A 19,309-nucleotide genomic window follows, 5' to 3' on the forward strand; every position below is an offset into this window, starting at 1 on the left:
GGGGACGTCATGGCAGAGAAGAAGAAGCGCACACGCCAACCTAATGGGGCCTCGTCGATCTACTTCGGCAAGGACGGCAAATGGCACGGACGAGTGACGGTCGGTGTGAAGGATGACGGCACACCTGACCGCCGTCACATCGAGCGCAAGACAAAAGCCGAGGTGACCAGGGCTGTCCGCGACATGGAGCGGGCACGCGATGAGAAGAAGCTCAGGAAACCGGGCCAGAGCTGGACCGTCCAAGCCTGGCTTGAGCACTGGGTCGAGAACATCGCCAAGCCGTACGTCTCCGAGAACACGTACGACGGCTACGAGGTCGACGTACGCGTTCACCTCGTGCCCGGCCTGGGCGCTCACAAGCTCGACAAGTTGGAGCCCGAGCACCTGGAGCGCTTCTACCGGAAGATGCAGGAGGCCGGAAGCTCTGCCGGCACCGCTCACCACGCTCACCGGACGATCCGAGTTGCCCTCGGTGAAGCCAAGCGGCGTGGGCATGTGGCCACCAACGTCGCCGAGATCGCCAAGGCTCCGCGTCTCGAAGAAGAGGACATCGAGCCGTTCACGATCGAGGAGGTTCAGAGCCTCCTGGTCGAGGCCGCCAAGCTCCGCAACAGCGCTCGCTGGGTCGTCGCCCTGGCGCTCGGCCTCCGCCAGGGGGAGGCACTCGGGCTCCACTGGGAAGACGTCGACCTGGACGCGGGCTACGTCCGCATCCGTAAGAACCGGCTTCGGCCCAAGTACGCCCACGGATGCGGTGACAAACCCTGCGGCCGGAAGGCGGGCTACTGCCCTCAGAAGCAGCAAACCCGCCGAGAGCACAAGTCCACCAAGTCCCGTGCCGGACGTCGCACGATCGGCCTGCCCGACCCGCTGATCAAGCTCCTCCGCCAGCACCAGGAGGAGCAGGAAAGGGAACGGATCACCGCCGGTACCGACTGGGAGGACAAGGGATACGTCTTCGCTTCCCCGACCGGCGGACCCCTCAGCCCGAACACCGACTTCCACACCTGGAAGAAGCTCCTCAGAAACGCGGGTGTACGAGACGGCCGTCTCCATGACGCTCGCCACACCGCCGCGACTGTCCTTCTGATCCTCGGCGTCCCGGACGTCGTGGTCGACGCGATCATGGGATGGGAGCCTGGGGGAGCGGCCCGGATGCGCGCTCGCTACATGCATGTCACGGGGACGCTGCTCCGCAAAGTCGCCCAGCAAGTCGGCGACGCTTTCTGGGAGCCGCCCAAGACCGACTGAAGCCGAACTGAGACGGAAACTGAGACGGACAACGTCGAAGGGCCCCACCGCGAACGGTGGGGCCCTTCGACATCGTGCCCGGTGAGGCACTGGCGGAGGATACGAGATTCGAACTCGTGAGGGGTTGCCCCCAACACGCTTTCCAAGCGTGCGCCCTAGGCCTCTAGGCGAATCCTCCGCCGGAAACATTACATGACCGAGAGGAGTGCTCGCGAACTCGTTCCACCCGCTGACGTCGGGTACTCTGTGCGGAGCCCCTCACGCGGCGCTATCTGACTGAACTCCCCCAGGGCCGGAAGGCAGCAAGGGTAGGTTGGCTCTGGCGGGTGCGTGGGGGGCGCTTGCGTTCCGTGGTCCCGGCGGCGGGGCTGGTTGTCAGTGGGCGCCTATAACCTCGTATGCGTGTCGTCTCTCGCGCTGTACCGCCGCTATCGCCCGGAGTCGTTCGCCGAGGTCATCGGGCAGGAGCATGTCACCGACCCGTTGCAGCAGGCCCTGCGGAACAACCGGGTCAATCACGCGTACCTGTTCAGCGGCCCGCGCGGATGCGGCAAGACGACCAGCGCCCGGATCCTGGCCCGCTGCCTGAACTGCGAGCAGGGCCCCACACCGACTCCCTGCGGTGAGTGCCAGTCCTGCCGCGACCTGGCGCGGAACGGCCCGGGCTCGATCGACGTCATCGAGATCGACGCGGCCTCTCACGGTGGTGTGGACGACGCCCGTGAGCTGCGCGAGAAGGCCTTCTTCGGACCCGCCGCCAGCCGGTACAAGATCTACATCATCGACGAGGCCCACATGGTCACGTCGGCGGGCTTCAACGCATTGCTGAAGGTCGTCGAGGAACCCCCGGAGCACCTCAAGTTCATCTTCGCCACCACCGAGCCCGAGAAGGTCATCGGCACCATCCGGTCGCGCACCCACCACTACCCCTTCCGGCTCGTGCCGCCGGGGACCCTGCGGGACTACCTCGGCCAGGTGTGCCAGAAGGAGAACATCCCGGTCGAGGACGGCGTCCTGCCCCTCGTCGTGCGCGCCGGCGCGGGTTCCGTGCGTGACTCGATGTCCGTCATGGACCAGCTGCTCGCCGGTGCGCGGGAGGAGGGTGTGACGTATGCCATGGCCACCTCCCTCCTCGGCTACACCGACGGCTCCCTCCTCGACTCCGTCGTCGAGGCCTTCGCGACCGGCGACGGCGCCGCCGCGTTCGAGGTCGTCGACCGGATCATCGAGGGCGGCAACGACCCTCGCCGTTTCGTCGCCGACCTGCTGGAGCGGCTGCGCGACCTGGTGATCCTCGCCGCCGTGCCGGACGCCGCCGAGAAGGGGCTCATCGACGCCCCCGCCGACGTCATCGAACGGATGCAGGCCCAAGCGAGCACCTTCGGCGCGGCCGAGCTCAGCCGTGCGGCCGACCTCGTCAACGAGGGCCTCACCGAGATGCGCGGCGCCAACTCGCCTCGCCTCCAGCTCGAACTCATCTGCGCGCGCGTGCTGCTCCCCGCCGCCTACGGTGACGAACGCTCGGTCATGGCCCGCCTCGACCGTCTGGAGCGGGGCGTCAACTTCTCGGCGGGCGGGGGCACGGGCGCGCCTGCGATGGGCTACGTACCGGGTCCTGAGGCGCATGCGGGACCGATGGCGGCCGGTTCTGGTCCTGGTCCTGGTCCTGGTCCGGTTCCTCCCGGCGGTGGTCCGGCTGCGGCGAGGGCGGCGGTACGGGGCTCCGGTGCCGGGGCGCCGGGGGCGCCGGGGGGTGGCGTGCCTGCGGGGTCGACGCCGGGCGGTTTCGGGGCGGGGGGTTCTGTGCCGGGTGGGGCCGGGCCCGGTGGGTTCGGTCAGGGTGGCTCCGTGCCGGGCGGTGGTGTGCCTGGTGGTGGGAGTCCGGGGGGTGGAGCAGGCGGTCCGGCGGTGGGCGGTACGCCCGAGCCGGTGACCTCTGGCGATCCGGCCGGCGAGTCCACCGGTCCGGGCACACCCGGTGGTACTCCTCCCGGAGGCCGGCCCGAGCACGCTCACCCTCAACATCAGCCCTCGTCGCCCGCGACGCCCGTCCCGGGCCCCGCTCAGGCTCCCGCGCCCGGCGCCTGGCCCACCGCGGCCACCGCGGGCAGCGGCCGGCGCCCCGGCGGCTGGCCGACGGCGAACGCGGCGGGCGCGGGCGCCAGTGCCGGTGCAGGGGCAGGGGCAGGGGCAGGGGCAGGGGCAGGGGCAGGGGCCGGTCAGGTTCCAGCCGCGCCCATCGCCCCCTCGACTCCGGCCCCATCGACCCCCGTACCGGCCCCACAGTCACCGGCATCAGCGTCCCCCCCGCCCGCCTACGCGCCTCCCAGCGGCGGTCTCGACCCCCGCATGCTCTGGCCGAACATCCTGGAGGCCGTCAAGAACCGCCGCCGCTTCACCTGGATCCTGCTCAGCCAGAACGCCCAGGTCGCCGGCTTCGACGGCACGACCTTGCAGCTGGGCTTCGTCAACGCCGGCGCCCGGGACAACTTCGCGAGCAGCGGCAGCGAGGACGTGCTGCGCCAGGCGCTGGCCGAGCAGTTCAACGTGCAGTGGAAGATCGAGGCGATCGTCGACACGTCCGGCGGCTCGGCCCCCGCGCCGGGCGGCGGCCCCTCCGGCTTCAACGGCGGGGGCGGTGCGCAGGGCGGTTACGGCGGCGGTGGCGGAGGGGGAGGCGGCTACGGCACGACCGGCGCCCCCAGCGCTTCCTACACCGGTGCCTCTTACGGCGGTGCCACGACGGCTCAGCGCCCGGCACCGCCGCAGTCGGCGCCCACCATGCCCACCACCCCCACCGCATCCCCGTCCGTTCCGACTCCCCCTGCGGCGACCGCATCGACGCCCCACCCGCCCGCCCCCGAGCCCCCCGCACCGGTCGCTCCGGAGGACGACATCCCCGAGGACGACGACCCCGACCTCAACGAATCGGCCCTCTCCGGTCACGAACTGATCGTCCGGGAACTGGGAGCGACGGTGGTGGAGGAGTTCACGAACGAGTGACGGGGGGACCGACCGACCCCGTCCACCGGCGGCGCTCGTAGGCGCCACGATCCCCGCAGGCCGTCTGGGGCGGTGGCCCGGCCGTCCAGCTGCTCGAGGTCGCGGGCTTGCCTCCTCGCGCCCGTCCGGCGGCCGCCGTAGTCGGCGATTTGAGGCCAAGGCCTGTTCAGGGGCAAGGCGGGGGGCTGGGGGCGCAACCCCACAAGGGCAACCCCCAGCAGGGCAACCGCGACGCCGGGGCGCAGCTCCCGGAGCGCCAAGCCCCGACGTCCGGCGCGCGACCCCACAGAGGGCACCCCAGGACGCCCGGTCGCCCCTTGGAGGAACCTACAGCTCAGCCCCCCGCCCGCCCTCGGCAACCTCCACAAGGCCGCGCCGGTTACCCTGAACCCCGTGAAGGTCCTCGTCATCGGTAGCGGCGCCCGCGAACACGCCCTGTGCCGTTCCCTGTCCCTCGACCCCGACGTCACCGCTCTGCACTGCGCCCCCGGCAACGCCGGCATCGCCGAGGTGGCCGAGCTGCACGCGGTCGACGCCCTCGACGGCAAGGCCGTGGCCGCGCTGGCCGAACAGCTCGGCGCCGAGCTCGTGGTCGTGGGCCCGGAGGCGCCGCTCGTGGCCGGTGTGGCCGACGCCGTGCGGGAGGCGGGGATCCCGGTCTTCGGCCCCTCCCAGGAGGCCGCGCAGATCGAGGGGTCGAAGGCCTTCGCGAAGGACGTGATGGCCGGCGCCGGAGTCCCCACCGCCCGGTCGTACGTCTGCACCACCCCCGACGAGGTCGACACGGCCCTCGACGCCTTCGGTGCCCCCTACGTCGTCAAGGACGACGGTCTCGCGGCCGGTAAGGGCGTCGTCGTCACCGCCGACCTCGACACCGCCCGGGCCCACGCGAACTCCTGCGAGCGCGTGGTCATCGAGGAGTTCCTGGACGGCCCCGAGGTCTCCCTCTTCGCGATCACCGACGGCCAGACGGTCCTCCCGCTCCAGCCGGCCCAGGACTTCAAGCGCGCCCTCGACGGCGACGAGGGCCCGAACACCGGCGGCATGGGCGCGTACTCCCCGCTCCCGTGGGCCGACCCCAAGCTCGTGGACGAGGTCCTGCAGACGGTTCTGCAGCCGACGGTGGACGAGATGCGCCGCCGCGGAACCCCGTTCTCCGGCCTGCTCTACGCCGGACTCGCGATCACCTCGCGCGGTGTCCGGGTCATCGAGTTCAACGCCCGTTTCGGCGACCCGGAGACCCAGGTGGTCCTGGCCCGGCTGAAGACGCCGCTGGCCGGCGTCCTGCTCGCCGCCGCGAACGGCACCCTCGCCGACCTGGAGCCCCTGCGCTGGAGCGAGGACGCCGCGGTCACCGTGGTCGTCGCCTCGCACAACTACCCCGGCACCCCGCGTACCGGCGACCCGATCACGGGCCTCGACGAAGTGGCCGCCGAGGACGCCCCGCACGCCTACGTCCTGCACGCCGGCACCAAGCGCGACGGCGACGCGGTCGTCAGCGCCGGTGGACGCGTCCTGTCGGTCACGGCGACCGGCAAGGACCTCACCGGGGCCCGTGACCGCGCCTACCGGGCCGTGGCCCGCATCCGGCTCGACGGCTCCCAGCACCGCACCGACATCGCGGCGAAGGCGGCGGGCGCCTGACCGGCGTACGCCCCCGGAAGTCCGGATGAACCCTCCAGGCCCCGTGTCCGTCTTCGGATGCGGGGCCTGAATGCCGTCCCCACCCCGCGAAGCCGGCCCGAAAGCACCCGGCGGTGAATTCGAACCTGAGTCAAAAACCGGGGCCTGATCCTCGCTGACCGTCATCCACCTCTGACCAAAGCCATTCCATCGAGTGGCCGCTGCCCCATCCGGCTGACGAGGGCGGGGGCCCCAACTAGGGTGCGGCGCAAGCGTTCCGGCACTTGGCCCACCGGCATTGCGATGTCAGTGGCGGGTGCCACAGTGGGGGAGTGGACAACGCCAGACGGCCAGCAGGCCGGGACAGTCAGGGAGGGGGGTGAGGTCCGGTCGTGACCGGTACCGCGATGGGTGTGGAAGCGGGCGCGCAGGCAGCGCGCTCAAGGGCTCTCGCCGTGCTGCGCGTCCGCAGCCGTGCGCTGGCCGTGGGCCTGCTCCCCGCGGCCCTCGCCGTGATCCTTCTGGCGGGCGGTTCCACGGGGCATCTGGTGGGTTCCTTCTGGCACGCGGCCCGCTGGGCCGTGACCCCCGTCGCCGTGGCGGTCCTGCTGGCCGCCGGCGCCGTCGCGCTGGTCATCGCGCGAGCCCGGCCGGCCGTGACCCCGACGGTTCCGATAGCGGAGGAGTCCGCCCCCGACCTGTACCGGATGGTGCGCGACCTCGCCGACCGGCTCGACGTCCCGGCACCGTCCGCGATAGCGCTCACCCCGGACTGCGACAGCTGGCTCGAGGACCGCACCCACCCGGCCCACGGCCCGCCACCGGCCGACGACCGCGCGGACGAGATAGCGGGCGTCCGCGCCTCGCACCACCGCCGTACGCCGGCCGCGCCGGTCCTCGTCATCGGCTCCCCGTTCCTGTGGTGGATGCGCGTCGGCGAGCTGCGCGCGGTCCTCGCGCCGGTCGTCGCCGGTACGGGTCCCTCGGCCCACCCCGACATAGCCGCGGCCCGCCGTTTCGTCCGGGGGCTGGACGCCGCCGTGGCCGTCTCCTCGTCGTCCGGGCGCTGTCCGGCGAGCCGTGTGGTGTGCGTGGGGATCGGCGCGGTGGCCCGTCTTCTCCTGCGTAGCTGTCGGGAGCACGCGGCGCTGATGGAGCGCGGGGTCGCGGCGGCCGCCGCCGAGCGTGCACAGGCTGTGGACTACGGCCTGCGCATCGTCGCCCAGGAACAGGTCGGTCTGGCCTACGCGGGCTGGGACCGGCTGCTCACCCGGGTGGCGCTGCCGGCCTGGCGGATGGGCCGCTGGCCCTCTCGCCTGGACGCCGGGGTGGTGGCGGCGCTCACCGAGCTGTCCCGCCGCGACCGTCTGGCCGAGGGCTTCGCCTCCCGGCTGGGCGAGCGCCCCGCCTGCGACCTCCTGGAGGAGCCCGGCACGGTCGACGAGGCCGCCTCCCTGCTCGCCGCCCGCCTCTTCCACGGCGGCCCCGAGGCCGGCCCCGACTGGTCCCCGGTCGACTGGCAGGAGTACCCGGACGAGGTCGTGGACCGCAAATGGCGCACGGACGCGGCCCGCCTCCACCGGGTCCTGGACACCCTGGGCATCACCACCGGCCCCGCTCCGACACCACCCGAGGGCCCCAACCTGGCCCGCGTCATGGACCACCTGTCGACGCCGCACGGACCCGCGGCCACCACCGACGGCGAGGAGGCCCTGGTTTCCAAGGGGCCGACGGCAACCGAGGTCGAACGTCACCCAGGTGTGGACGGAATCGAGGCCGAAGGCGACGACGAACCCGAGCCCGACGGCCCCGCCGCCACTCTCGCCGCCGCCCTGACCACCCTGCTCTCCCGCGAGGAAGCCACCGCCGCCCCCGTCCGCCCGGCCACCCCCGACGCGGTCCCCTGGGACGACGCGACGCTCCCCCTCTTCCCGCTCCAACCACCCCGCAGCGCCCGCGAGTTGCTCACCGAGCACGTCACCGCGATGGTCTGCTGCGCCGCCATGGACACCGCGGGCGCGACCCCCGGCCTGGACTGGCTGGACGGCCCCACCCTCCTCCTCAACGGCGAACGGGCCACCGACCTCACCCCCCGGGTCCTCAGCCTCGTCGAGGACGGCGACCCGGCTCCCCTGCGGGCCTGGCTGCGCGAATCCGGCATACGCCCGGAAAAGCCGGTGCGCCTGGGCTGACCGCCCGACCGCATCACCTCCGTAACCCTCCGCCACGCTCCCCCAGCCCTTCGGAACCCCGCATTCCTCTTCTGGCCAATTCGCAACGACTAGTGACCACCTGCGTGCGTAATGTGATGTGCTTGGACCGATCGGGCACATGGCAAGGGCATACGGCACAGGACAGGCGAGCAAGCGACCACGGGGGCACGAGGGAGGGGAGCGACCATGGGGCCGGAGCAGATCCGCCGCTGGGAATCCGGAGCGCTGGCGCACGCCGTGACCGATCCCTTCGGCCAGGGCCCGGTCCCCTGGCTGCGCGGCACGGAGACCTACTTCGACGACACCGGCCAGGTCGTCCCCTGGTACGTGGACCAGGCCCCCCAGCCCTCCCCCCGGACGTCCGCCGGCGGCACCCGCGTCCCCGCGCCCCGCTCCGGAGGCGGCCCCCGCTCGGCCGACGACGTCCGCCGGCAGATCAAGGGCTTCATCTCCACCGGCGCGGTGTCCCCCGGCGACGCCGTCGACTTCCATGTCACGGTCGACCCGCCGCAGGAGTTCGCCGTGGACGTCTACCGCATCGGCCACTACGGCGGAGACGGCGCCGCGAAGATCACCACCAGCCCCCGCCTCTCGGGCATCGTCCAGCCCCCGCCGCTGACCGCGGACCGCACGGTCTCCTGCCACCACTGGTGGCTGTCCTGGCGGCTGCAGATCCCGAGCTACTGGAGCATCGGGGCGTACGTCGCCGTCCTGACCACGGCCGACGGCTACCGCTCGCACATCCCCTTCACGGTCCGCGACAACCACCCCGCCGACCTGCTCCTGCTGCTGCCCGACGTGACCTGGCAGGCGTACAACCTCTACCCGGAGGACGGCCGCACCGGCGCCAGCCTCTACCACGCCTGGGACGAACAGGGCCGGCTGCTCGGCGAGTCGGACGCGGCGACGACGGTCTCCTTCGACCGTCCGTACGCCGGCGCCGGCCTGCCCCTGCACGTCGGCCACGCCTACGACTTCATCCGCTACGCCGAGCGCTACGGCTACGACCTCGCCTACGCCGACGCCCGGGATCTGCACGCCGGCCGCGTGGACCCCACCCGCTACCGCGGACTGGTCTTCCCCGGCCACGACGAGTACTGGTCGACCGGCATGCGCCGTACCGTCGAGCTGGCCCGCGAGAACGGCACCTCCCTCGTCTTCCTCTCCGCCAACACCATGTACTGGCAGGCGGAGTTGGGCCCCTCCCCGTCCGGTGTCCCCGACCGCCTGCTCACCTGCCGAAAACGCAAGGGCCCCGGCCGGCCCGTGCTGTGGCGTGAAGTAGACCGCCCCGAACAGCAGGTGGTCGGCATCCAGTACGCGGGCCGGGTCCCCGAGCCGCATCCGCTGATCGTCCGCAACGCCGACCACTGGCTGTGGGAGGCCACGGGTACGCACGAGGGCGAGGAGATCGAGGGCCTCGTCGCGGGCGAGGCCGACCGCTACTTCCCGCGCACCCCGCTGCCCGAGCACGAGGAGCGCATCCTGCTCGCGCACTCCCCCTACACCGACGCCGAGGGCGTCCCGCGCCACCAGGAGACGTCCCTCTACCGCGCCCCCTCCGGCGCCCTCGTCTTCGCCTCCGGGACGTTCGCCTGGTCCCCGTCCCTGGACCGTCCGGGCCACGTCGACGAACGCGTCCAGCGCGCCACCGCCAACCTCCTGGACCGCATCTGCAAACGTGACTGAGCTCACGTAAGCCCACGTCACCGCCCCACTCGAGCCCACCCCACTCCAACGGCGAGACCCGGCATACGGGAGAATTGAGCCACTTGGACAGAACCACGGGGAGGAACCGTGTCCGGATTCGTAGAAAAGCCCGAGCCGCTGCAGGTTCCGGGCCTGGTGCACTTGCACACCGGCAAGGTGCGCGAGCTGTACCAGAACGAGGCGGGCGACCTCGTGATGGTCGCCAGCGACCGCATCTCCGCCTTCGACTGGGTGCTGCCGACCGACATCCCCGACAAGGGCCGGGTCCTCACCCAGCTGTCCCTGTGGTGGTTCGACCAGATCGCCGATCTGATCCCCAACCACGTCCTGAGCACCGAACTCCCCGCCGGCGCCCCCGCCGAATGGGCCGGCCGCACCCTGGTGTGCAAGCCGCTGCAGATGATCCCGGTGGAGGCGGTCGCCCGCGGCTATCTCACGGGTTCCGGCCTGCTGGAGTACGACGAGTCCCGCACCGTCTGCGGTCTCGCCCTCCCCGAGGGCCTGGTCGACGGCAGCGAACTCCCCGCCCCGATCTTCACCCCGGCCACCAAGGCCGCCGTCGGAGAGCACGACGAGAACGTCTCCTACGAGGAGGTCGCCCGCCAGGTCGGCGCCGACACCGCCGCCCGGCTGCGCCAGGCGACCCTCGCCGTCTACGCCCGTGGCCGGGACATCGCCCGGGAGCGCGGGATCATCCTCGCGGACACCAAGTTCGAGTTCGGCTTCGACGGGGACACCCTCGTCATCGCGGACGAGGTCCTCACCCCGGACTCCTCCCGTTTCTGGCCGGCCGAGGAGTGGGAGCCCGGGCACCCGCAGCCCTCGTACGACAAGCAGTTCGTGCGCGACTGGCTGACCTCGCCAGCCTCCGGCTGGGACCGCAGGAGCGAGCAGCCCCCGCCGCCGCTGCCGCAGGAGGTCGTGGAGCGGACCCGCGCCAAGTACCTGGAGGCGTACGAGCGTCTGACGGGCACCAGCTGGAGCTGACGCACGGGACGGCCCCGGCGGGCGACCGGGGCCGTACCCCCGCGGGCGCACGACAAAGGCCCCGGTCGATGACCGGGGCCCTGATCCAGAGCGGACGACGAGGCTCGAACTCGCGACCTCAACCTTGGCAAGGTTGCGCTCTACCAACTGAGCTACGTCCGCGTTGCGCCGTGGCGCGAGAGCAACTATACCCAACCCCGCTCCCGCGCGAGACGCACGGCCGAGTGCCGGTTCTCCGCCCCGAGCTTCGAGACGGCCGAGGACAGGTAGTTCCGTACGGTCCCCTGCGACAGCGCGGCCCGCTCGGCGATCTCCGCGACGGGCGCCCCGTCGGCCGCGAGTTCCAGCACCTCCGCCTCCCGGACGGTCAGCGGGGAGTCCCCGGCGGCGATGGCGTCGGCGGCCAACTCCGGGTCGACGTAACGGTTCCCGGCGTGCACGGTCCGGATGATCTCCGCGAGCCGCTGGGCGCTGACCGTCTTCGGCACGAACCCGCGCACTCCTGCGGCGAGCGCCCGCTTCAGATGCCCGGGCCGCCCGTGACTGGTGACGATCAGCACCTGGCAGCCGGGCAGTTCCGCCCGCAGCGATGTGGCGACCTTCACACCGTCCGCGCCGGGCATCTGGAGATCGAGTACGGCCACGTCCGGTTGGTGCGCCCGGGCCATGGCCAGCGCCTCGGGACCGCTCGCGGCCTCGGCGACCACGACGAGGTCGTCCTCCAGGGAGAGCAGCGCGGCGAGCGCGCCCCGGATCAGATGCTCGTCGTCGGCGAGGAGCAGTCGTACGACGCCCGTCATGCGGTGACCTCGCTCACGCTCTCACGCACACGCAACGGCACCTCGGCCACCACCCGGAACCGGCCGCCGCCGACCGGCCCCGCTTCCAGCGTCCCGCCCACCGCGGACAACCGCTCGTACAGCCCGGCGAGTCCGGACCCCCGTCCGGACCCCCGGCCCGGCGCGGGGGCGGGCGCGAGGTCGGGGGCGGGGGCGGGGGCGGACGCCCCGTCGTTCTGCACGGTCAGCACCACACGATCCCGTTCAACGTCCAGTGATATGTCACATAGCGCAGCGTCCCCGTGCCGCAGCACATTCGTCGTGGCCTCCCGCACCACCCACCCCAACACCCCCTGCACCCGCGCATCCAGCCCCGCCACATCCGTCCCCCGCACCGCGCACTCGATCCCGGCGGCGCTCAACACCCCCTGCGCTCCGGCCAGTTCGACGCCGAGGTCGGCCTCCCGGTACCCCCGTACGACGTCCCGTACCTCCCGCTGCGACTCCCGCGCGATCCGCTGCACCTCGATCATCTGCTCCACCGCCTCGGGCCGCCCCCGCCGGGCCAACTGCACGGCGAGCTCGCTCTTCAGGGCGATCACGGCCAGGTTCCGCCCCATCACGTCGTGCAGGTCCCGGCCGAAGCGCAGCCGTTCCTCCGCCACCGCGAGCCGGGCCTGGACCTCGCGGTTGCGTTCCGCCTCCCACAGGACCGACAGCGTCCAGGCGCCGCAGCGGCAGGCGACCAGCGAGAAGAGCGCCCCGAAAACGGTGACGACGCCGACCATGAGGATCGGGGCGGGCTCCGGATCGGTCCAGGCGAACGCGGCCATGAGGACCACGGCGAGCACGGCCGACCGGCGCAGGAAGGTCCGCATCGGCAGGGCCAGCGCGTACAGCAGCCCGAACGGCAGCAGCGCGGCGCCGACGGCGAGCCGGATCGCCACCGCCTCGGTGCCGCCCAGCGCGGCCAGCACCAGCGGCAGGACCAGCGCGACGGTGAGGAGGACGGCGGCGGGGCGCAGGGCGTGCGGCGGGAGGGCGGCACGGCCCAGGTAGTGGTCGAGCACGGTCCGGGTGAGCCGGTTGGCCTCCGCGCACTGCAGGGCGCTCACGAGCAGCAGCAGCCCCCCGACGGCCAGCGGCACCGGCCGGTGCGCGACCCCGCCCACCAGCGGCAGCGCCAGCCAGGAGAGGGAGAAGAGCCAGGTGCTCACGTACCAGCTGAGCACGCTCTGCAGTTCGACCCGCTCGGCCTTGCTGCGATCCCGCCAGTGCCGCCGCTGCCAGCCCCTGATCCGCCCGAACACGGCTCCCCCCGTTCCCCTCAGCGCCGGGGTTCCCAGCGGAACCACCGCCGTACAGCAAACACCGCCGGCACGCTCCAGGCCAGGGCGGTCGCCACCGCGCCCAGGGCCTCGTAGGCGCTCAACCGCCCGGTCCAGCCGCCCTGGACGAGCCGGATCGCGGGGGACAGGGGCAGGAGTTCGCACACCCTCGCGAGCCGGTCGGGCAGGATCTGGGCCGGGACCGCGATGCCCGAGCCCATCATGGACACGAGCACCAGCGGCAGCGCGGTGACCTGCGCGCTCTCCACGGTCCGGGTGACGGAGGCGGTCAGGGCCGCGAACGCGGCGCTCAGCACCAGACCCGCCAGGATCCCGAGGACGGTCAGGTACGGCGCCCTGGGCGCCCCGGGGTGCAGCAGCACCGCGCAGCCGACGGCGAGGACGACGGCCTGCGCGAGGCCGACGCAGACGGCGGGCAGCGCGGTGCCGGCCAGGATCTCGGCGTCGTCGAGCTCGCCGGTGCGCAGGCGTTTGAGGACCAGTTCCTCGCGGCGGGCGACGTACGCGCCGACCAGGGACGTGTACACGGCGAACAGGAAGGAGAACCCGATCGCGGCCGTCAGCGTCACCGTGCCGATGTTCAGCCCCTCGGCCTTCAGGTCCACCTGGTCGACCGCGGGCCGCACGGTGAACGGCAACGCGAGCGGCACGAGCAACGCCGTGACCACCGCGCCACGGTTGCGCCCGAGCAGGGTGAGTTCGGCCCGGGCCAGGGCCCGCATCCGCCGCCCTGAACCCGCAGCCCCCGTCCGACCGGCCCGCGCCCCTGCACCGACCGTCCGCTCCCGCAGTGCCTCCATGCCGCCGAGCCCCTTCACGCCGCCACCCCCTGCTCCCGAGCGATCCCCAGGAACGCCTCCTCCAGCGACGCCGAGCGCACGTCCAGGTCGCGGAGTTCCACTCGTGCGCCCTCGGCCCAGGTCAGCAGTCCGGTGGCCGCGCGCTGCAGTTCCCGGGTGCGTAGCCGTACGACGTCCCCGTCCGTCTCGTGGCCGCACACCCCCAGTCCGGCGAGGGGTGGCAGGTCGCCGAGGAACCAGCCGTCGGGGAGGCGGAAGGAGATCCGGGCGGGCTGCCGGGCGCTCACCTCGGCCGGTGTCCCCGTCGCCGCGATGCGCCCCTCGCGCAGGATCGCCAGCCGGTCGGCGAGCCCCTCGGCCTCCTCCAGGTAGTGCGTGGTGAGCAGCACCGTCGTCCCCGCCTCCCGCAGGGCGCGCACCAGCTCCCAGGTGTCCCGGCGCCCTTCGGCGTCCAGTCCGGTCGTCGGCTCGTCCAGGAACAGCACCTCGGGCCGCCCGAGCAGCGCGAGCGCGAGGTCCAGGCGCCGCCGTTCACCTCCGGACAACTGCTTCACCCGTACGTCCGCCCGCCGCCGCAGCCCGACCAGCTCCAGCGCCTCCTGTTCGGGCCGCGCGTCGCTCACGCACCCGGCCCACATCCGCGCGGTCTCCGCGACGGTCAGCTCGGAGGAGAAGCCGCCCTCCTGCAACATCACCCCCGTGCGTGGCCGTACGGCGGCCCGCTCCCCGTGGGGATCGTGCCCGAGCACCCGCACCCGGCCACCGGCCGGCCGGGCGAGCCCTTCCAGCAGCTCGACCGTGGACGTCTTGCCCGCGCCGTTGGTGCCGAGCAGCGCGAAGATCTCGCCGCGGTCCACGGAAAAGGTGATTCCGCGCACCGCCTCGAACCCGCCCCCGTACACACGCCGCAGGTCAGTGACCTCAATCACGTGTTCCTTCGTGTCCATGGCACCAGCGTCCCCGCGCCCATGAGCGCGGAGCAGTGCGCGCTGTCATCACTCGGCATGACAAATGTCAGAGGCGGAGATCGCGCATGACAGCCGCGGAGGACAGGGCGCGTACGACAAAGGCCCCGGTCGATGACCGGGGCCTTCATTCAAGAGCGGACGACGAGGCTCGAACTCGCGACCTCAACCTTGGCAAGGTTGCGCTCTACCAACTGAGCTACGTCCGCATTGCCTCCGACCGGCTCCCACCGATCGGCGCGAGCACCAGCCTACCTGATCCACAAGAGTGGTCAGACCGGCGGTGCAGAGCGGGTGACAGGAATTGCACACTGCGCCTTCCCCCTGGAAGGGGGATGTTCTGCTACTGAACTACACCCGCATGTGCTTTGGAGCCGGGCCTTTCGGCCTTGCCCCTCGGCGTGCTCCAGACTCTAGCTGACCAGGAGGGGTGCAGCGCAAGTCGGTTCCGCCGAGGGGCGGCTGACCGGTCGTCGGCCGGCGGCTACTGGGCCTCGCTGAAGGCCTCGTAGACCTTCTTGGGGATGCGGCCGCGAGCGGGTACGTCCATCTTGTTGGCCAGGGCCCAGGCCCGGACGGCCGCCGGATCGGGGGCGACCTCTGTCTGCCGGTAGGCCTTGCCAGACTTCGACCGCTTGCGGCCGGCCTCCACGTAGGGCGCGAGCGCCTTACGCAGTTTCTTGGCATTGGCTTGATTCAGGTCGATCTCGTACGACTTGCCGTCGAGTCCGAAGGCGATCGTTTCCGCCGCTTCCGAGCCGTCGATGTCGTCAAAGAGAGTGACCACGACCTTCTGCGCCACGAATATCGGTCCCTTCGTACGGCACTTGCCAATTCATTTGTACAGCGCCCGACAATGCATTGTGAAGCCTGACTAAATCTGTCCGCGTGTCAGAAATCAAGGGGGAGCGGAAGCGACTTCGATTGAGGGTGGTGGTGGGAGACGGGTGGGCGCAATAGGTATCGGCTGTCGATCGCGTATCTTTCCCGGAAATTTTGGTGAGCGCCCCCGTCGTCGCCGGATCGTGACAGCGGTCACGTAGCTTCCTACAAGTCGACGCGCGTAGAAATTTTGTGCGGGTAGTCTGAAACCACTGCAGGAACCTGCTCAGCACCACACCACCGGGAGTGCACGTGGCACGCGTCGTAGTCGACGTCATGCTCAAGCCGGAGATCCTCGACCCCCAGGGCCAGGCGGTGCAGCGCGCACTGCCGCGGCTGGGTTTCGAGGGGATCTCGGACGTACGTCAGGGAAAGCGTTTCGAACTGGAAGTTGACGGGCCGGTCGACGAGGCCGCGCTCGCCCGTATCCACGATCTTGCGGAATCCTTCCTCGCCAACACCGTGATCGAGGACTTCACCGTACGCGTGGACGAAGTCGCGGAGGCCGCGAAGTGACCGCTCGTATCGGCGTCGTCACTTTCCCGGGCAGCCTCGACGACCGGGACACCCAGCGTGCGATCCGCCTCGCGGGTGCCGAGCCGGTCGCCCTGTGGCACAAGGACAAGGACCTCCACCAGGTGGACGCGGTCGTCCTCCCGGGTGGTTTCTCCTACGGCGACTATCTGCGGGCCGGCGCCATCTCCCGCTTCTCGCCGGTGATGGAGACGGTCATCGAGCAGGCGCGGGCCGGACTGCCCGTCCTCGGCATCTGCAACGGCTTCCAGATCCTCACCGAGGCCCACCTCCTCCCGGGGGGCATGCTCGGCAACGACCACCTCCACTTCATCTGCCGCGACCAGAAGCTGCGGGTGGAGAACGCGGACACCGCCTGGACCGTGGACTACGAGCAGGGCCAGGAGATCCACATCCCGCTGAAGAACATGGACGGCCGCTACGTCGCCGACCAGTACACGCTGGACAAGCTGGAGGCCGAGGGGCTCGTCGCCTTCCGGTACCTGGCCCGCGACGGAGTCGCTGATGAACGCGGCAACCCGAACGGCTCGCTGAACGACATCGCCGGCATCACCAACGAGGCCGGCAACGTCGTGGGCCTCATGCCGCACCCCGAGCACGCCACCGAGCCGCTGATCGGCACGGGCCGTACCGACGGCCTCCCGTTCTTCACCTCGATCCTCAAGAAGCTGGTCACCGCATGAGCAGGACGCCTCTGGACACGGTCGAGCACGCGGCCGCGACCCCCGACGTCGAGCTGCCCTGGGCCGAACTGGGCCTGAAGAAGGACGAGTACGAGCGGGTGGTGGAGATCCTCGGCCGCCGCCCGACCGGCGCCGAGCTCGCCATGTACTCCGTGATGTGGTCCGAGCACTGCAGCTACAAGTCCTCGAAGGTGCATCTGCGCCAGTTCGGCGAGAAGGCCCCCCAGTCCGACGCCCTCCTCGTCGGTATCGGCGAGAACGCCGGTGTCGTGGACGTCGGCCAGGGCTACGCCGTCACCTTCAAGGTCGAGTCGCACAACCACCCGTCGTACGTCGAGCCCTACCAGGGCGCGGCGACCGGCGTCGGCGGCATCGTGCGCGACATCATCGCGATGGGCGCGCGCCCGGTCGCGGTCGTGGACCCGCTGCGCTTCGGCGCCGCCGACCACCCCGACACCAAGCGTGTGCTCCCGGGCGTGGTCGCCGGCATCGGCGGCTACGGCAACTGCCTGGGCCTGCCCAACATCGGCGGCGAGGTCGTCTTCGACGCCTGCTACCAGGGCAACCCGCTGGTCAACGCCGGTGCCATCGGTGTGATGCGGCACGAGGACATCCACCTCGCGAAGGCGTCCGGCGCGGGTAACAAGGTCATCCTGTACGGGGCCCGGACCGGCGGCGACGGCATCGGCGGCGCGTCGATCCTGGCGAGTGAGACCTTCGACGACGCGAAGCCGTCGAAGCGCCCCGCCGTCCAGGTCGGCGACCCCTTCCAGGAGAAGCTGCTCATCGAGTGCACCCTGGAGGCCTTCCAGGAGAAGCTGGTCGTCGGCATCCAGGACCTCGGTGCGGCCGGCCTGTCCTGCGCCACCTCCGAGCTCGCCTCCAACGGCTCCGGCGGCATGCGCGTCACCCTGGACGACGTACCGCTGCGCGACTCCACGCTCTCGCCCGAGGAGATCCTCATGAGCGAGTCGCAGGAACGCATGTGCGCGGTCGTGGAGCCGGAGAAGGTCGAGCGGTTCCTGGAGATCTGCGACAAGTGGGACGTCATCGCCACCGTCATCGGTGAGGTGACCGACGGCGACCGCCTGGAGATCTACTGGCACGGCGGCAAGATCGTCGACGTCGACCCGCGCACCGTCGCGCACGACGGCCCGGTCTACGAGCGCCCGTACGCCCGCCCGTCCTGGCAGGACGAGCTGCAGGCGGACGACGCGAACAAGCTGCCCCGGCCTTCGTCGAGCGAAGAGCTGAAGGACCAGGTCCTGAAGCTGGTCGCCTCCCCCAACCAGGCCTCCAAGAAGTGGATCACCTCGCAGTACGACCACTTCGTACAGGGCAACACCGTGCTGGCCCAGCCGGAGGACTCCGGCATGATCCGCATCGACGAGGAGAGCGGCCTCGGCGTCGCCATCGCGACGGACGGCAACGGCCGGTACGCCAAGCTGGACCCGTACGCGGGCGCGCAGTTGGCGCTCGCCGAGGCCTACCGGAACGTGGCGACGACGGGCGCGAAGCCCCTCGCCGTCTCCGACTGCCTGAACTTCGGTTCGCCTGAGGACCCGGCCGTCATGTGGCAGTTCGCGGAGGCCATCCGTGGACTCGCCGACGGCTGCCAGCAGTTGGGCACCCCGGTCACCGGCGGCAACGTCTCCCTCTACAACCAGACCGGCGAGGCCGCCATCCACCCGACCCCGGTGGTCGCGGTGCTGGGCGTCATCGACGACGTTGCCCGCCGCACCCCGGTCGCCTTCCAGGAGGAGGGGCAGCTGCTGTACCTCCTCGGCGACACGCGGGAGGAGTTCGGCGGTTCGGCCTGGTCCCAGGTGGTCCACGACCACCTCGGCGGACTGCCGCCGAAGGTCGACCTGGAGCGTGAGCGGCTGCTCGCCGAGATCCTGATCTCCGCCTCCCGCGACGGCATGATCGACTCCGCGCACGACCTGTCCGACGGCGGTCTGATCCAGGCGGTCGTGGAGTCGGCGCTGCTGGGCGGCAAGGGCGCGCGTCTGGTCGTACCGGACGGGCTGGACGCGTTCACCTTCCTCTTCTCCGAGTCGGCGGGGCGCGCGGTCGTCGCCGTGCCGCGCTCCGAGGAGGTCCGCTTCAACGACATGTGCGGCGCGCGCGGCCTGCCCGTGACCCGTATCGGTGTCGTCGACGGCGCATCGGTGGAGCTCCAGGGCGAGTTCGAGCTCACCCTGGAGGAACTGCGCCAGGCCCACGAGGAGACCATCCCCGCACTGCTCAAGTAGGCGCTCGTACGAGAACGTGGGCCCCGCCGGCGCGGACCGGCGGGGCCTTCGTCATGCCGGGACGGGGTACCCGGCCACGGCCCCGGCGCGTCGCCCGCCTCGGTTGCACCGAGCGCCTGCCGGGCCGGAATACCGGACGCTCCACGCCGAGCGGGCCCTCGGCCCACGCCCCGGCCTTCGCGGCGTGGGCCGAGCGCTGGACGCGATGCTCGGCGAGGCCCGCACCGGCTCCCCGTCCCCACCTGCTCCGGCGAGGACGCACAGCACGCACGGCT

The 19,309-nt window shown here is 71.5% G+C and carries 14 protein-coding genes, 4 tRNA genes and 1 other RNA gene; 10 read left to right on the forward strand and 9 right to left on the reverse strand.

Annotation, left to right across the window (positions count from 1 at the left end; all coding sequences use genetic code 11):
• Positions 1 to 9 precede the first annotated feature (9 nt).
• The gene (locus MKW14_RS34905; protein WP_240869945.1) at positions 10 to 1,251 is read left to right on the forward strand and encodes a tyrosine-type recombinase/integrase; all 1,242 of its coding nucleotides are present in this window, start codon (positions 10 to 12) and stop codon (positions 1,249 to 1,251) included.
• A 90-nt stretch (positions 1,252 to 1,341) separates the two neighbouring features.
• On the opposite strand, the gene MKW14_RS34910 is transcribed toward MKW14_RS34905, so the two are convergent.
• Positions 1,342 to 1,429 (reverse strand) — tRNA-Ser (locus MKW14_RS34910).
• A 71-nt stretch (positions 1,430 to 1,500) separates the two neighbouring features.
• Between MKW14_RS34910 and ffs the strand changes: the two genes are divergently transcribed.
• The 6 genes from ffs to MKW14_RS34940 all read left to right on the forward strand — a co-directional run bounded on the left by ffs (position 1,501) and on the right by MKW14_RS34940 (position 10,787).
• An RNA gene (gene ffs, locus MKW14_RS34915) (signal recognition particle sRNA small type) lies at positions 1,501 to 1,599 on the forward strand.
• 54 nt (positions 1,600 to 1,653) lie between these two features.
• On the forward strand, positions 1,654 to 4,254 hold the full coding sequence (locus tag MKW14_RS34920) for a DNA polymerase III subunit gamma and tau (protein ID WP_240869947.1): 2,601 nt from the start codon (positions 1,654 to 1,656) through the stop codon (positions 4,252 to 4,254).
• Positions 4,255 to 4,647: 393 nt separating this feature from the next.
• The gene (gene purD, locus MKW14_RS34925; protein WP_240869949.1) at positions 4,648 to 5,898 is read left to right on the forward strand and encodes a phosphoribosylamine--glycine ligase; all 1,251 of its coding nucleotides are present in this window, start codon (positions 4,648 to 4,650) and stop codon (positions 5,896 to 5,898) included.
• Between the two features lie 386 nt (positions 5,899 to 6,284).
• On the forward strand, positions 6,285 to 8,069 hold the full coding sequence (locus MKW14_RS34930) for a hypothetical protein (protein WP_240870028.1): 1,785 nt from the start codon (positions 6,285 to 6,287) through the stop codon (positions 8,067 to 8,069).
• Between the two features lie 207 nt (positions 8,070 to 8,276).
• Positions 8,277 to 9,779 (forward strand): N,N-dimethylformamidase beta subunit family domain-containing protein, encoded by a 1,503-nt coding sequence (locus MKW14_RS34935; RefSeq protein ID WP_240869951.1) that lies wholly within the window; start codon positions 8,277 to 8,279, stop codon positions 9,777 to 9,779.
• Between the two features lie 108 nt (positions 9,780 to 9,887).
• The gene (locus tag MKW14_RS34940; RefSeq protein ID WP_240869954.1) at positions 9,888 to 10,787 is read left to right on the forward strand and encodes a phosphoribosylaminoimidazolesuccinocarboxamide synthase; all 900 of its coding nucleotides are present in this window, start codon (positions 9,888 to 9,890) and stop codon (positions 10,785 to 10,787) included.
• A gap of 89 nt (positions 10,788 to 10,876) precedes the next feature.
• Here the strand turns inward: MKW14_RS34940 and MKW14_RS34945 are convergent.
• The 8 genes from MKW14_RS34945 to MKW14_RS34980 form a co-directional block, all read right to left on the reverse strand.
• Positions 10,877 to 10,949, reverse strand: a tRNA-Gly gene (locus MKW14_RS34945).
• A 23-nt stretch (positions 10,950 to 10,972) separates the two neighbouring features.
• A complete protein-coding gene (locus MKW14_RS34950; RefSeq protein WP_240869956.1) occupies positions 10,973 to 11,587 on the reverse strand; it encodes a response regulator in 615 nt (204 codons plus the stop codon).
• Positions 11,584 to 12,876 carry a sensor histidine kinase gene (locus tag MKW14_RS34955; RefSeq protein ID WP_240869958.1) on the reverse strand — a complete coding sequence of 431 codons (1,293 nt, stop codon included), beginning with the start codon at positions 12,874 to 12,876 and terminating at the stop codon, positions 11,584 to 11,586. Before MKW14_RS34955 ends, MKW14_RS34950 begins: the two co-directional genes overlap by 4 nt.
• A gap of 17 nt (positions 12,877 to 12,893) precedes the next feature.
• Positions 12,894 to 13,637, reverse strand: coding sequence for an ABC transporter permease (locus MKW14_RS34960; protein WP_240869960.1), 744 nt, complete (start codon positions 13,635 to 13,637; stop codon positions 12,894 to 12,896).
• Positions 13,638 to 13,729: 92 nt separating this feature from the next.
• Entirely contained in the window at positions 13,730 to 14,662 is a 933-nt protein-coding gene (locus MKW14_RS34965; protein WP_240869961.1) for an ABC transporter ATP-binding protein, read from the reverse strand.
• A 154-nt stretch (positions 14,663 to 14,816) separates the two neighbouring features.
• Positions 14,817 to 14,889, reverse strand: a tRNA-Gly gene (locus MKW14_RS34970).
• Positions 14,890 to 14,969: 80 nt separating this feature from the next.
• Positions 14,970 to 15,041: transfer RNA gene (locus MKW14_RS34975), tRNA-Gly, on the reverse strand.
• Between the two features lie 123 nt (positions 15,042 to 15,164).
• Positions 15,165 to 15,482, reverse strand: a complete 318-nt coding sequence (locus MKW14_RS34980; protein WP_240869963.1) for a histone-like nucleoid-structuring protein Lsr2 — start codon at positions 15,480 to 15,482, stop codon at positions 15,165 to 15,167.
• A 332-nt stretch (positions 15,483 to 15,814) separates the two neighbouring features.
• Here MKW14_RS34980 and purS point away from each other — a divergent pair, with 332 nt between their 5' ends.
• Genes purS through purL form a run of 3 tightly spaced genes read left to right on the forward strand, consistent with a single transcriptional unit; the run spans position 15,815 to position 19,034 of the window.
• Positions 15,815 to 16,078: a phosphoribosylformylglycinamidine synthase subunit PurS gene (purS, locus tag MKW14_RS34985; protein WP_093501106.1), complete on the forward strand. Its 264-nt coding sequence runs from the start codon at positions 15,815 to 15,817 to the stop codon at positions 16,076 to 16,078.
• Positions 16,075 to 16,779, forward strand: coding sequence for a phosphoribosylformylglycinamidine synthase subunit PurQ (gene purQ, locus MKW14_RS34990; protein ID WP_133049041.1), 705 nt, complete (start codon positions 16,075 to 16,077; stop codon positions 16,777 to 16,779). The genes purS and purQ overlap by 4 nt, the downstream gene beginning before the upstream one ends.
• Complete coding sequence (purL, locus tag MKW14_RS34995; RefSeq protein ID WP_240869965.1) at positions 16,776 to 19,034, forward strand: phosphoribosylformylglycinamidine synthase subunit PurL; 2,259 nt, start codon at positions 16,776 to 16,778, stop codon at positions 19,032 to 19,034. Before purQ ends, purL begins: the two co-directional genes overlap by 4 nt.
• Positions 19,035 to 19,309: the final 275 nt, after the last annotated feature.

Origin of the sequence: Streptomyces gilvus (genome assembly GCF_022513565.1) — a bacterium.
Classification (GTDB): domain Bacteria; phylum Actinomycetota; class Actinomycetes; order Streptomycetales; family Streptomycetaceae; genus Streptomyces; species Streptomyces gilvus.

Coding starts and splice junctions, on each gene's coding strand:
- MKW14_RS34935 (WP_240869951.1), top strand. CDS start 8,277: ATGGGGCCGGAGCAGATCCGCCGCTGGGAATCCGGAGCGCTGGCGCAC.
- MKW14_RS34930 (WP_240870028.1), top strand. CDS start 6,285: ATGGGTGTGGAAGCGGGCGCGCAGGCAGCGCGCTCAAGGGCTCTCGCC.
- MKW14_RS34965 (WP_240869961.1), bottom strand. CDS start 14,662: ATGGACACGAAGGAACACGTGATTGAGGTCACTGACCTGCGGCGTGTG.
- MKW14_RS34960 (WP_240869960.1), bottom strand. CDS start 13,637: ATGCGGGCCCTGGCCCGGGCCGAACTCACCCTGCTCGGGCGCAACCGT.
- MKW14_RS34905 (WP_240869945.1), top strand. CDS start 10: ATGGCAGAGAAGAAGAAGCGCACACGCCAACCTAATGGGGCCTCGTCG.
- MKW14_RS34950 (WP_240869956.1), bottom strand. CDS start 11,587: ATGACGGGCGTCGTACGACTGCTCCTCGCCGACGACGAGCATCTGATC.
- purL (WP_240869965.1), top strand. CDS start 16,776: ATGAGCAGGACGCCTCTGGACACGGTCGAGCACGCGGCCGCGACCCCC.